Source organism: Lactobacillus sp. M0390 (assembly GCF_016102085.1).
Classification (GTDB): Bacteria; Bacillota; Bacilli; order Lactobacillales; family Lactobacillaceae; genus Lactobacillus; species Lactobacillus apis.
Window position 1 is genome coordinate 118,648 of sequence record NZ_JACFPH010000002.1, and the last position, 14,131, is coordinate 132,778.

Genomic DNA, 14,131 nt, shown 5'->3' on the forward strand with positions numbered 1-14,131 from the left:
TGTTAATAGTACTTAAAATTTAAATCAACGTTTGAGGTGTGCCTTGACTAAAGATAACAATAATAAATCAAATTTTTGGGATTATAAAGGAAGTTTCCGAACTGATCTTCATACACTAGGACATTATCCTGCTACGATGGTTCCAGAAATGCAATTAAAACTTATGAAAGACTGGAAAAAAAATTGCTATTCAATAATGTTGGATCCGTTTGCTGGATCTGGAACATCTTTAGTAGAAGCACAAAAGTTAGATATGGAAGTAATCGGGATTGACCTAAATCCATACGCAATTTTACTTTCTCAAGTTAAAACACATGATTATTCGGATATCAAATGGAACAAGGTTATGATGCGAATACATAAAAAAATTGAAAGTGAAGATTTTAGATTCCCGATTCATAACTTTAGTAATATTAAAAAATGGTTTAGACCGGATATTATCAAAAGCCTAAGCAAGATTAGAAATATAATTATGTCTGAGTCTGATCCATGGATTAGAAAATTCCTATGGGTTTGCATGTCTGAAGTAATATACACTCATAGCAATGATCGCACCTCCACGTTCAAGTTATATCAAAAGCCAAAAAATCAAATTAAAAGCATACCTAATGATATATACAGTGAATTTGAAAAAGTATTGTCAAAAAAACATGTTTTTTTGCCTCAAAAGAAATTACCTAATTCATATATATACTCGGGTGATTCTATAAGCATATGTTCAAAAATTCCCACTGAATCCGTTGACATGATTTGTACTTCGCCTCCATATGGGGAAAATGCAACAACTGTTACTTATGGACAGTCTTCCATTTTATTCTTGAAATGGATTGATAAAAATGACTTAGAAAGTTCAAACTTAGATTCACTACTATCAAATTATTCCGCTATTGATTCTCTAAGCCTTGGCGGAGCAAAAGCAGATGAATATGCATATTCATCTAAAACCCTAGAGCAATACATTAACAGCATAGACTCGTCTAAGCAAAAAAAGGTCAGAAAATTCATTTCTGATTATTGGAAAATCGTAAAACAACTTTCAAGAATAATTAAAAAAGACGGATTAATCATTTTTACTGTAGGTAATAGAGTAGTTGATAATGAGACTCAGCCATTAGATAAACTGACTATCGAAATGTTCGAAAAAAAAGGTATTAATTTAGTTGATGAATTCTCAAGAAATATTCTGTTTCGTCAAACCCCACAAAGAACATCTAAAATAAACAAAAAAATCAAATCTATGAGTAAAGAAAAGATTCTTGTATTCAGAAAGGGAAACAAATGGTAAAGCTTCAGGCAGCTGGAAACGTTATAACAGAACTATCACAAAAAATACCAAGTAGTGAATTCGCATTAAAAGAGCTTATTAAAAATTCTTATGAGGCACAAGCTACTGAAGTGAATATTGAACTTAACGATACTAATAGCGATTGTGCAGAATTAGTCATCTCAGATAATGGCTGTGGAATGACAGAAAAGAATATCACGTCTTTACTGACAATAAGTAAAAGCGAAAAAAAATTTGGTAAGAAGATTAATAATCGATACGTTTCTGGTGAAAAAGGAATAGGTTTTTTTTCTGTATTTAAATTTGGAAACAAAGTAAAAGTAAAAACTTCCGTGCCCAAAGAGCATTTTGTATATAATTTTAGTTTAGATTTAACTCAAATTATTAAAGAAGATAATATTAGTACGATTGATATTCCACTTCATAAGAAAAGTTCTTCTACTTTCAATGGTACAAAAATAATAATAAAAGATTTAGATTCTGAAACTATAAGAATCTTTAGAAAAACAATGAATGACCATGGAACCTCTTCAAGACTTTCTAATATAATAAATGATTCCAATTTTAAAATAAATATTGTAATTAATGGAGTAAAAGTAGTTAATGACAAGAACCCTACTAAAGACTTTGAATCTACTAAGATTGCAGAATTCAAGTATTCTTCCATTCAAAACTATCTTCATTATCGGATAATTTACGATAATGAAGAATATCCATATAGTATTCTTGAGGGAGATCCAGAATATCTTAAGTTAATAAAAAGAGAAGATTTTAAAATTAACATTTCTATAAATGTTTACAGTTTTAAAAACACAAAGATAAAAACTAAAAATGCTCCTAGAGTATACTACTATAGTGATTACAACAGAATTAAGCCATTGGTATATATAAATGACTCTCTGTTTGAAGACAATAACATTTATAACACAGAAATTAATGCTTCTCGTAGTAGTAAATATGTCTTTAGACAACAAACTGGAATTATAACTATTTACCTGTCTAATGACAGGATTTTACAATTTAATCCTGATAGAACAAAAATTAATGAGTCTCTCAATTACGAATACTTAAAATCGTTTACTAATTATCTTTCAAGAATGTTCCAAGAAAAACTAAGATTACTTATAAGTAAAGGCAGTGATACAGTTAAACACATGCCTCTTTCAGTAAGTAAAAACAATAAAGCATCATCTCAGATGGATTTATTCAGCTCAGATGAAGACTATACTGACACCTCAGTTAAAGCACTTACTAATGATGGCTCGGTTGGAGAATTTACTGACACCCCAGCTAAAGCAATTACTAATGACAGCTCGGTTGAAGATTCTACTGACAGTCTAACCGAAACACCTATTAATGTTTCGACTGGTCTTGCCTATACATATGACGAATTAATCACTTTAAAAGATTCCGAGGGTGGATCACGAGTTAAACCCCTAAGTTTAGATATTTCCCCTGAAAATGATGCAAGTATTGATAAAAGAAATCAAACTATTACTTTTAATAGTTCTGAATTATATACATTAACTCAAACATATAAAGATAAAACCACAAATGAGACGAAAATTTATGAAATTCAAATTAATGCCACAAACAAAAATAGAATCTCGAAGCAAACAAAATTTTTTATAGAATCGCTAGTTGACGAAAGCGACAAATTACCGTGGCTATTAAATTTTAAAAACCAAATAAATAAAGTGTATTGCATGAAAAATATGGATATAGTTTTTGTTTCTTCAATTAGGACATTTGTTGAAGTGACAGTAGTAGAAATTGTTAAAGCTTTAGAAATAACATTTTCAGAAGACGATCCAGGACTCAAGAAAAAGCTAGAAAAAGTGTTGTCTAAAGAATATGCCAAGGATAGTTTTTTAGACAACATCAAAGATAAAAGGCTTAAACAATCACTTGAATCATCTTATAAACTAATATTGGATGAAGAAAATAAAATTTCTACGATTGATGTATTAAATATATATACACATTCAGGAACAAGGATACTATCAAAAAATGATGTTGAAACAAGAAAAACTTGTATAAAGTTCTTATTTTCGTATTTAAATTTCGTATTAAATAATCGTATATAATTAACATAAGTTTTTATTATCATAAATATCTTTATTATTTTGAATAATCTATGATTTTAAGAGTTTAGAGCTATTCTTCTTATCTACTAGAAACAACTTATTAGTTTTATCAAAAAAGACCACCGGAACTCGGTGGTCTTTTACTATTTAATTGCACTGGTTAAAATAAAAAATCCGCTTTAACTAGTATAAATACTGTTTATTTTTATAGGCTATAGTCACTAACCCAACTAGTAATAACTTTTACTTTATTGATACTTATTCTGACTTTGAGATTACATTATCCAGACTACTCGTATCGTTCAAGTCAGCTTGTAAATACTCCTGACTATTTACTGGTAAATGTAATTCAAAATTTTCTATTGGTTGAATGCTGACAGTGACATCCTTCATTGTTGCGGCTAAAACATGTCCACCAAATGATAGGTTATCAGCTAAAAAGTGGTTATGAAAGCCTGAAACTCCCACACCTTGAAAAACTTTAGGAGTGTAGAAAGTAATCATTGTCCCTGCAATATTTTCTGCCTCAAATTCAACCTGATTTTGTGCAATCGCTCCTAAAGATGGATAGGGCTTTTGCGACTTTTTAGATGATCTGGTTCTAATTTTTTGGAAAACTCCTTTAGTCAAAATAGCAAAAAACTGATTTTGGCCATTATTAACATCAAGAACATCATTAAGCATTTGCTCTAATTCAACATTTTGATATTGCTTAAATTCACGATAATTATCATTGCAAACATCTGCATAGGTTACTTTAAAATCTTTTGGTAATTCAACTGCTTTACCACTCGTATCGATTTTATAGCCAACACCGTTTAAAATAACGAGTTCACCATCCACACCATCACCAGTGCCGATGCCAATACTTCCATGTGTCAATAAATCTTCAATCGGCATTGTGCCATCCAATAAACCTTCAACTAACATTTGCATTGTGCCGTGTTGGTATAAAGTATTTGCCATATTATTTCACTACTCCATCCTTTTAGATTTTTTATTTCTTAATCACCAGAAAGCAAAAAACAATCGGAACATAATTAGTTTTTACAAATCGGTTTAATACCAATGAGCGCTTAACTTAATAAGTCCAGATTGTTTATTTTTATTCCCATTCAATTGTTGAAGGTGGCTTGCTCGTTACATCGTAGACGACGCGGTTAATGTTTGGCACTTCATCGACAATTCTAGTCGAGATTTTTTGCAAAACATCCCATGGCAGACGGGCAAAATCTGCTGTCATCCCATCAATTGAAGTAACTGCTCGAATACCAATGGTGTAGTCATAAGTACGGCCATCACCCATAACACCAACGGATTTAATTCCAGGTAAAACAGTAAAGTATTGCCATACGTCTTCTTGCAGTCCTGCCTTTTTAATTTCGTCACGTAAAATAGCATCACTGTCACGTACAATTTTTAGTTTGTCTTCTGTTACTTCGCCAAGAACTCTAATACCAAGACCGGGTCCAGGGAATGGTTGACGCCAAACCAAATCGTGTGGAATACCTAGTTTTTCGCCCAATTCGCGCACTTCATCTTTAAACAACTTACGCAATGGTTCAATCAACTTGAAGTTTAGGTCCTTAGGAAGACCACCTACATTGTGGTGCGACTTAATTGTCTGTGCTGTGTTAGTTCCACTTTCAATTACATCAGTGTAAAGGGTACCTTGAGCCAAGAAATCAACATCCTTAATTTTCTTAGCTTCATCAGCAAATACTTCGATAAATTCCTTACCAATTATTTTACGTTTTTGTTCCGGATCAGTGACACCTTTTAGTTTATTTAAAAACCGTTCTTGAGCGTTCACACGAATAATGTTCACACCCAAATCACGATTTAAGGCTGCCATTACTTCGTCACCCTCATTTTTACGCAGCATCCCGTGATCAACGAAAATTGCAGTCAATTGATCTCCGATTGCTTTATGTAAAAGTGTTGCGGTCACACTGGAGTCTACCCCACCGGATAAACCAAGAATGACCTTTTTGTCACCAACTGTTTTTCTGATTTCTGCAACTTGTAAGTCAATAAAGTCGGTCATTGACCAATCGTTTTTGGCACCACATACTTTAAAAGCAAAATTACGTAAAATGTCGAGACCATATTGTGTGTTGCGCACTTCGGCATGGAATTGAATACCATACATTTTGGCTTGATCGTTTGCAATCGCAGCAATCGGACAGTTTTTACTTGAAGCAACGACTTCAAAGTCCTTAGGAGCCCCAGTTACTAGGTCCCCATGACTCATCCACACATATTGCTCTTTTGGTAAGTCACTGAATAAAACGTTGCTAGAATCTTCAACTTCAATTTCTGCACGACCGTATTCGGAGTTGTCAGCTTTTTCAACCTTACCATCCAGATAGTACGACATTAATTGCATTCCGTAGCAGATACCTAAGATTGGAATCCCTAAGTCAAAAATTGCTGGGTCAACCTTAAGTGCATTTTCACCGTAGATACTATTGGGACCACCAGAAAAAACAATCCCTTTTGGATTAATTTCCTTGATTCTCTCCATACTGATGTCATGCGGTAGGAGCTCAGAATAAACCCCAAAATCGCGCAAGCGCCTGGTAATCAATTGATTATATTGACTACCAAAATCTAAAACGATAATTTCATCAAAATCGTGAATGTCTTTTTTCACAGATATCCGAGCTCCTCTTCTAAAAAACATGAATTTATTTAAACTGTACTAAGAATTGTCTCTTTGGTCAACTACTTTTTTCACTGGAAATTCACTTGTACAATTTAACTATATTTGATCGATGCTGTTTAAAATTCTGAATTTTAACTTCACCTTGCACAACTTAATTTGGTTTGTTAGAATTCACTCAACAAGTAAATATTAATCTATATATTGTCGTAATGTGGTCGACAGTCTCTACTCAGAACCGTAAATTCTGAACTATGGATAAACAATAACAATTAATTCAGCGCAAGCTGCCTTAAGGGTCTTTTTTATCATAGTTTTGGTAGAGAAGGCCCTTTTATTTTTCAAGGAGGAAATTGTGAAGCTTTTAGAAGATCGGATCCGTCAAGACAGTGAGGTTCTACCTGGTGATGTACTAAAAATTAATTCTTTTCTGAATCATCAGGTTGATCCAGAGCTGATGATGGCTGTGGGCAAGGAGTTTGCTCGTCTGTTTGATCAAAGCGGAGTTACAAAAGTATTAACCTGTGAGGCTTCTGGTATTGCTCCCGGAGTAATGGCAGCATACGAACTTCATGTGCCAATGGTTTTTGCCCGCAAGAAAAAACCATCAACACTTAATGATGCGGTTTACTGGGCTGACGTATATTCCTACACCAAGAAAACCACAAATCAAATTTGTGTAGAACAAAAATTTTTACATGAAGACGACAACTTATTGATTATCGATGACTTTTTGGCTAACGGCGAAGCAGTCAAGGGAATGATTAACATTGCTAATCAAGCCAAGGCTAATGTGACTGGAATTGGTATCGTGGTTGCGAAAACTTTCCAAGGTGGTAGCAGCTGGATTAAAGAACACGGCTATCGTCTAGAATCCTTAGCAAATATCGCTAGTTTAGCTAACGGTGAAGTTCAATTTGCGGACGAAAAATAATGAAGCAAGAAGAAGTTAGTCACCAAAAAGCAGCTATTTTAGGTCTACAGCACCTATTGGCGATGTACTCTGGTGCAGTTGCCGTTCCATTATTAATTGGAACCGCGCTAAAGTTCAACGCAGAACAAATGACTTATCTTGTCTCAATTGACATCTTTATGTGTGGGCTTGCAACACTACTACAACTCATGCGAAACAAATATTTTGGTATTGGTTTCCCAGTAATCTTGGGTTGTGCCATCCAAGCGGTTGCACCTTTACAAATGATCGGTCAAAAGTTTTCGATTAACGATATGTATGGTGCCATTATCATTGCTGGAATCTTTGTCATCTTGATTTCTGGCGTTTTTGCAAAAATCAAGAAGTACTTTCCACCAGTGGTTACAGGAACTCTAATCACTACTATTGGTCTTACGCTGGTCCCTGTGGCCGTTCAAAATATGGGTGGTGGCAATGCTAGTGCCAAAGACTTTGGTAGTAGCCAAAACCTGATATTGGCCTTTAGCACAATGCTCATTATCTTGGCATTAGAAATCTGGACCAAGGGCTTCTTGCGGTCAATCTCGGTTCTTATTGGCTTAGTTGCCGGGACCGTAATTGCGTCTTTGATGGGACGAGTGTCCTTGACACCAGTTTTAGAAGCTTCCTGGTTTCATTTACCACAGTTATTCTACTTCGGTGTTCCGAAATTCGAATGGTCATCCAGTTTGACCATGATGATTATCGCATTAGTTTCAATGATTGAGTCTACCGGTGTCTTCTTTGCTACAGGTGACCTAATCGGCCATGATGTAACTGAAGAAGATTTAAAAAAGGGGTATCGTGCAGAAGGATTAGCACAAATCTTTGGTGGTTTGTTTAATGCTTTTCCGTACACTACCTTTTCACAGAACGTTGGACTACTTCAACTGTCAGGTATTAAAACAAAAAGGCCAATTTATTGGGCAGCTGGCCTGTTAATGGCTATGGGACTGTTACCAAAAATTGGTGCACTAGTTACTATTATTCCTACTCCTGTTTTAGGTGGTGCAATGCTGGTAATGTTTACCATGATTGCCGTTCAAGGAATTAAAACACTTGTAAAAGTGGATTTGAGTGACAATAATAATATCCTAATCATCGCAATTTCAGTTGGCTTAGGACTTGGCGTCACTATTTATCCACAATTTTTCAAGAACTTACCTGCAACAGTTCAATTATTTTTAAGTAACGGAATTGTTATCACCAGTTTATCCGCTACACTTCTAAATCTTTTATTGAAGGGAGGTGAGTCAAAGGAAAAATAGAAAAATCAAACTGCAAATATCATGTGAACAATTATTTTCCCTTAAAATTGTTTTGTTCGCGCCAAAAGGCATCTTCTAAGTCGAAGATGCCTTTTTTAATTACCAAAATAGCTCACGCTCTATTCAATTATTGCATTCAATTTCTGTTTGGACTCATTCCCAAAATCCATATTGAAATATTGCGTGCAAGTTTCTAACATCAATTCGCCAATCTTTTCAAACGGTTGATCTTCTATTTTTTCCACGTACTTCATAATTCCAACTGCTGTAACAAAGATTAGAAAAACTTGTGTTTCAGGCAAAATCTCAACCTTAGCACCTTTTGTCCTATATCCTTCTATAAACGAGCTAATCAGATTTTTGTTTAAATTAAAATCTTGATAAAACAGTTTAATGAAGTCTTGATAGTTTACACCTTTCCTTGCTCGCTCAAAGTCGATTAAACGCAGTTTCCCATTGACAAATTTGTAATTGCGCACGCCAACATCACCATGAAGTACTACCGTGGAATAAGCACATAAATCATGTGCAATTTTGGCTTTAATTGGATTAAATGCTTTTAACAGTTCTTCAAGTCTGTCCTTGACCACAACGTTTTTTAGACTGCTAACATCCGTCTCAACCTTTTTAAAAAGCTGTTCATTAAGATAGATGCCCTCAAATGGTTTTACATTTTGATGAAAAGCTGACAATTCCTGCCCTATTTCAAAAGCCAATTCGGTTGTAAGCGGTAGTTTTAAGTCTATCGGATCACAATCCTTCATTATTAATATGAAGCGCTGCGGATTTTCAATCGTAAAAAAGCCTAATACGCGTGAATTAAGTTGTTCATTAACAGCTTTTTCGGTTAAAAATTTACCTTCTTGAAAAAAAACTTTGACAAAAATCACTTGTTTATAAAGTTCACTATACCCAACAAAAGTGCTGTTTAGTGACTCATGCGTTATTTGGGTTAATGTTGCCTTTAATTTTTCCTGTAAAACTTTTCTAGTTTCCATATGTATATCTCTTTTAGTCTCTATAGCTTTTTATAATTTTTAATTCAAAATAGTTCACACGATTTTTTTACCATTCAAGGCAGAAGTCCGCAAAGGCAAAAGCCCACTGACTTATAATGATTAGATTGCTAAACTCAATAATACCCATAGCAGAAACTAAAGTAGGTATCTAAATTGATTGCGCTGGCAACTTATTAATAAACAATTCGTCAACTGTAACCCCTAATATATCTGCCAGCTGAAAAGCCAAATCTAGTCAGGAACCATATTTGTCATTTTCAATTCCATTAATCGTTTGGCAACTAACATTACTTCTTCTGTTAATTGAGCCTGTGAATTGCGCTGATTCTTAGGTAATTTAAGCAAAACATGTTTTACATATTTAAGCAATATCTAATCAAGAAGTATTTTCCTTCACATTTTTCTCAACTCCAACAATCAAATAAATAATTTCAGGTTAAGTTTGCGTATTTCTTTGCATTATAGCTATCCTTTTTAATACAATATAGATTAAGTTATTTTGAAAGGACAGATTAAATGAAAAAAGCAGAATGTACGACTATTCTTGTCGGTAAAAATGCTTCAATTGATGGCTCAGCAATGATTGCCAGAAGCGAAGACGGTGGACGTGAAATTATTCCCGAAGGTTTCGAACTCATTACACCAGAAAAGCAACCTAAGCACTATGAAAGTGTTATTAGTCACCAAAAAATTGATGATGAGGACTTAGCAGATACTCCTTTACGCTACACTAGTGCACCAGACGTATCAGGTGAAAGTGGTATTTGGGCAGCAGCCGGAATTAACTCCGAAAACATTGCAATGACTGCAACTGAAACAATCACTACGAATTCCCGCATCCAAGGAATCGACCCACTAGTAACTGAAGGTGGACTTGGTGAAGAAGACTTTGTTACATTGACATTGCCTTATATCCACAGTGCTCTTGACGGTGTTAAACGGATGGGTTACTTACTTGAAAAGTATGGTACTTACGAAATGAACGGTATGGCTTTTGCTGACCATGATGAAATTTGGTACCTTGAAACAATCGGTGGTCATCACTGGATCGCTCGTCGCATCCCTGATGACGCTTATGTTGTTGCTCCTAACCGTTTGAACATTGATGAATTCCACTTTGGTGAAGACGGCTTTTTAGCTGACGATACTTTGGAAGGTTTAATCGAAGAATACCACTTAAACCCTGATCGTGAAGGCTACAACATGCGTCACATTTTTGGCAGTTCAACTGTCAAAGATGCTCACTACAACAATCCTCGTGCTTGGTTTGTACACAATTACTTCGATCCAGAATTTGGTGGCAAACCAACTGATCAAGACCAACCATTCATTTGCCACGCTAACCGTAAGATTAGTATTGAAGACATTTGTTTTGTAGAAAGTTCACACTACCAAGATACACCGTTTGACCCATACGGTGACCTTGGTACTCCTGAGCAAAAGAAGACTTATCGTCCAATTGCACTTAACCGTAACTTTGAAACTCATATTCTCCAAGTTAGAAATGATGTTCCAGAAGAAATAGCTGGTGTTCAATGGCTTTGCTTCGGTCCAAACACTTTTAACAGCTTTGTTCCTTTCTATACCAATGTTAATGACACTCCTGCAAGCTTCCAAACCGGTCCAAAATTTGATCTCAACAAGATTTTCTGGTTAAACAAGCTAACTGCACAACTTGGAGACACTAATTTTAAGGTATATGGCGAGCTTGAAAGTGACTTTGAACAAAAATCATTATCACAATGCCACTTTATTCAACACGAAACTGATAAGAAGGCTGCAGGTCTTACAGGTAAAGAAGCTGAAGACTTGTTAACTGAAGCTAACCAAAAGATGGCCGACCAAGTTTACAACAATACAATTGAATTGCTCAGCAACATGGTTAATGAAGGTCATAACTTAGCTACACTTAAGTTTGACTTATTAGACTAAGATTATCGGTACCTTACTAAATAGACACAACAAAAAGCCAATGACATCAAATAGATGCCATTGGCTTTTTTAGTGTTATTGACTTTTATATCTTTTATGAAAATTTTTGCTTAATATGCTGGATAGATTATTCTCTTAATAATCGCTTTGCAAGTGCAAAATCACCTACAGTTGCTGAACCATTATTTTCAATTTCAGGCATAACAATGTATTGATCAAGTTCAGGTACATGAACATAATCATTCAACAGTTTGGCAAAATCACGTCTTACTTTTTCTAAAAACTTTTCACTAGTAACGCCGCCGCCAAAAACAATTTTATCAGGGCGCAAAATCAGTGTAACTTGCAAAGCAGCTTGAGCAACGTAATAACTCATGATGTCCCAAACAGGATCTGATAGTGGAACATCCTTGCCTGGCTTATTCAAACGAGCATCAAAAGTTGGACCAGATACTAAACCTTCCAGACAATCTTTGTGGAAAGGACAAACACCTGCAAAATCAAGATCATCAGGATGACGCTTAAGCTTAACATGGCCCATTTCAGGGTGACCAAGTGAACCAACCAACTTGCCGTTAATAATTGCTCCACCACCAACACCGGTGCCAATAGTGTAATAAACAAGAGAGTCAATGTCTTCATTAGATAATTGTGACATCACATACTCACCATACGCTGATCCATTTACATCAGTTGTGAAGTACATTGGTACATCAATCTCTTTTTTCAAATAACCAACAAAGTCAGTATTACTCCAGCCTGCCTTAGGTGTGTCAGTAATGTAGCCATAATTCGATGCAGTTTTACGTACTTCGATTGGTCCAAAAGAGGCAATTCCAATCGCATCAATATCAAATTTTTTGAAGTAGTCGACTGTCTTGCGAAGTGTTTCCTCTGGAGTTGTGGTTGGGAAAGTAGTTTGATCTTTAATCTGGTAATTTTCGTTACCCACGGCGCAAACAAACTTTGTTCCACCAGCTTCAATTGATCCTAATAACATTTAGTTGTCCTTTCGTTTTTTAATTCTAATTTACAAAGTTAATTTTAAGCTAAATTATAAATAAAGCTAGTCAAGAAAAGACCATCATTAAAAAAATGATGGCCTCAGTTTTATCAAGGCTACAGTTTTTGACAAACCTCAAAAATTTCTTTGTTTGGACCATAGAAATTAAAGTACTTAATACCATTTTCCCAATATGGCAAGCTCTGTATACCATCTTCAACAAATTCAACTTTTAATTGTTTAACTTGTTCGTAAGTAGCTTCTATTTCTTTAGTATCTAAAGCAATATGATTGATAGCTCCTACCTTTTCAGGTGCTTCTTCTGGTGATTCCCAACTCTCAAGCATTAAAGTACCTAACTGGTAAAAACCAACTTTACTACCATCGTTGTCTTCTGTATTCACTAATTCAAAGCCCAGAGCTTCGTAAAATTTCCTACTTTCAGCAAATTTTCTTGTAGGAATTCCTATATGTTGTAAACCATTAAAAAACATTTTTTACCTCATATTTTATCTTAAAGAATCTTTCCATTGAGTATGATACTGCAAATTAGAAACAGCGATTTTACCTTCCGTTACAAAGAAACTTAGCTGCTTGCCCATTTTATTGTACATTCTAGCACTTAAAGCTATGTTGTTTATATACAAAATAATAATACTATCATCTACAATCAGTTTAAAGTCATATTTTTGGTTTTTGACCAAAGAAATTGGACGCTGTAATCCTGTAGTAAAGTAGGATGGCCAAGGGTAATTTGGAGTATGAGTAAATTTAAGCATGTGTTCAGGACGTGAGACTTTATATTGGTATCCTTCTCGAGTCTCACTATTAACAAAAGCCTTTATTCCAAATTCTTTAGTATCTTCTAGAGCATCGATTTGTCCTTCAAGTAAAAATTGATTTGGTAGATTTTCAATTAGACTGTGTTCTGCTTTTTCGGTTGAATTTCCAAGTTCAAATGTTGGTAAGGAGGCTGTTTTTGCGAAATTGTTAATAATGGTTTGAGGTAGAGTTACCCCAAGAGTTTTGTCTTCTCTTTTAATTACTTGATGTGGTACAAATGCTCCACCCCAATCCCAATTTCCTAAATCATCATTATTTTCTTTAGTCGCTACCCAGCCTGTTAAAAAGCGACCAACATTTTCATTACCTACCGTTCTAGCGGCATAATAAGCTTTACCATCAAAGAATTCATCGCTTAAAGAATGCCAATCGCCAAACAAGTCTTTTCCAACACGATATTTAGTTCTTTTATCTTCAGAATATTCTGAAAAGATTAAGTACCAATCACCATCTATCTGAAATAGATCAGGCATTTCGATCATATTAAATTCATTTGGTGTCCAAAAATCACCTTTGAAATCCCAATTTTTAAGATCTTGAGATTCGAAATAAACTAATCGACCTGTTGGCTTTTTCTTATCACTAGGCAGTCTTGCACCAAGAACTAAAATATAGCATTGCTTTTCTTGAGAATAAACAATTACTGGATCACGCCAATCATTATGATCGTAACCAGTTTGTGGAACTAAACTAGTTGCTTGACCTGATTTTTTCCAATGAACTAAATCTTGGCTAGTAGCTGACATTAAAACCTCAGAAGTCTTTTTAGCTAGTTTAGCTTGGCGATTATGACCTGTATAAAAGGCAATCTTCTCATTTTTTCCTTGAGTAACACTTCCGGCATAAATAAATTGATCAACTGCATCATGCGATCCTTTGGGCAAGACCTCACCATAGTCTTTAAAATTAACAAAGTCTTTTGTTGTAACCAGTGACCAGCCAAACGGATCAGTTAGAGGCTTAGGTTTTCGAGTATCTCTTTGATGGAAAAGATAAAAAGTTTGATTATCCTCATTAAAGAAAGGCATACAGTCCCCAAACCAATAATCTTTTGGTTGATAAAATATTTTTTGCATT

12 protein-coding genes and 1 riboswitch are annotated in these 14,131 nt (G+C 34.8%); of the genes, 5 read left to right on the forward strand and 7 right to left on the reverse strand.

Annotated features, from left to right (window positions below; genetic code table 11):
- Window positions 1-43: 43 nt before the first annotated feature.
- Window positions 44-1,285, forward strand: a complete 1,242-nt coding sequence (locus H3R25_RS04670; RefSeq protein ID WP_198194432.1) for a DNA methyltransferase — start codon at window positions 44-46, stop codon at window positions 1,283-1,285.
- Window positions 1,279-3,372 carry an ATP-binding protein gene (locus tag H3R25_RS04675; RefSeq protein ID WP_198194433.1) on the forward strand — a complete coding sequence of 698 codons (2,094 nt, stop codon included), beginning with the start codon at window positions 1,279-1,281 and terminating at the stop codon, window positions 3,370-3,372. Before H3R25_RS04670 ends, H3R25_RS04675 begins: the two co-directional genes overlap by 7 nt.
- Before the next feature lie 258 nt (window positions 3,373-3,630).
- Here the strand turns inward: H3R25_RS04675 and budA are convergent, their stop codons facing one another.
- Both budA and guaA read right to left on the reverse strand, forming a co-directional pair.
- Complete coding sequence (gene budA, locus H3R25_RS04680) at window positions 3,631-4,338, reverse strand: acetolactate decarboxylase (RefSeq protein ID WP_198194434.1); 708 nt, start codon at window positions 4,336-4,338, stop codon at window positions 3,631-3,633.
- A gap of 139 nt (window positions 4,339-4,477) precedes the next feature.
- Entirely contained in the window at window positions 4,478-6,058 is a 1,581-nt protein-coding gene (guaA, locus tag H3R25_RS04685; RefSeq protein WP_198194435.1) for a glutamine-hydrolyzing GMP synthase, read from the reverse strand.
- 156 nt (window positions 6,059-6,214) lie between these two features.
- A riboswitch (purine riboswitch) is annotated at window positions 6,215-6,312 on the forward strand.
- A gap of 80 nt (window positions 6,313-6,392) precedes the next feature.
- Here guaA and H3R25_RS04690 point away from each other — a divergent pair.
- Together H3R25_RS04690 and H3R25_RS04695 are read left to right on the forward strand one after the other, a co-directional pair.
- Complete coding sequence (locus tag H3R25_RS04690; protein ID WP_198194436.1) at window positions 6,393-6,971, forward strand: xanthine phosphoribosyltransferase; 579 nt, start codon at window positions 6,393-6,395, stop codon at window positions 6,969-6,971.
- Window positions 6,971-8,257 (forward strand): nucleobase:cation symporter-2 family protein, encoded by a 1,287-nt coding sequence (locus H3R25_RS04695; RefSeq protein ID WP_198194437.1) that lies wholly within the window; start codon window positions 6,971-6,973, stop codon window positions 8,255-8,257. Before H3R25_RS04690 ends, H3R25_RS04695 begins: the two co-directional genes overlap by 1 nt.
- Window positions 8,258-8,376: 119 nt before the next feature.
- On the opposite strand, the gene H3R25_RS04700 is transcribed toward H3R25_RS04695, so the two are convergent.
- A complete protein-coding gene (locus H3R25_RS04700; RefSeq protein WP_198194438.1) occupies window positions 8,377-9,255 on the reverse strand; it encodes a phosphotransferase in 879 nt (292 codons plus the stop codon).
- 252 nt (window positions 9,256-9,507) lie between these two features.
- On the reverse strand, window positions 9,508-9,645 hold the full coding sequence (locus H3R25_RS04705; RefSeq protein ID WP_198194439.1) for a hypothetical protein: 138 nt from the start codon (window positions 9,643-9,645) through the stop codon (window positions 9,508-9,510).
- Window positions 9,646-9,792: 147 nt separating this feature from the next.
- Between H3R25_RS04705 and H3R25_RS04710 the strand changes: the two genes are divergently transcribed.
- Window positions 9,793-11,208 (forward strand): C69 family dipeptidase, encoded by a 1,416-nt coding sequence (locus H3R25_RS04710; protein ID WP_074425793.1) that lies wholly within the window; start codon window positions 9,793-9,795, stop codon window positions 11,206-11,208.
- Between the two features lie 127 nt (window positions 11,209-11,335).
- On the opposite strand, the gene scrK is transcribed toward H3R25_RS04710, so the two are convergent.
- The 3 genes from scrK to H3R25_RS04725 all read right to left on the reverse strand — a co-directional run bounded on the left by scrK (window position 11,336) and on the right by H3R25_RS04725 (window position 14,130).
- Window positions 11,336-12,208: a fructokinase ScrK gene (gene scrK / locus H3R25_RS04715; RefSeq protein ID WP_187158400.1), complete on the reverse strand. Its 873-nt coding sequence runs from the start codon at window positions 12,206-12,208 to the stop codon at window positions 11,336-11,338.
- 119 nt (window positions 12,209-12,327) lie between these two features.
- On the reverse strand, window positions 12,328-12,705 hold the full coding sequence (locus H3R25_RS04720; RefSeq protein ID WP_198194440.1) for a VOC family protein: 378 nt from the start codon (window positions 12,703-12,705) through the stop codon (window positions 12,328-12,330).
- Between the two features lie 15 nt (window positions 12,706-12,720).
- Entirely contained in the window at window positions 12,721-14,130 is a 1,410-nt protein-coding gene (locus tag H3R25_RS04725; protein WP_198194441.1) for a glycoside hydrolase family 32 protein, read from the reverse strand.
- Window position 14,131 lies beyond the last annotated feature (1 nt).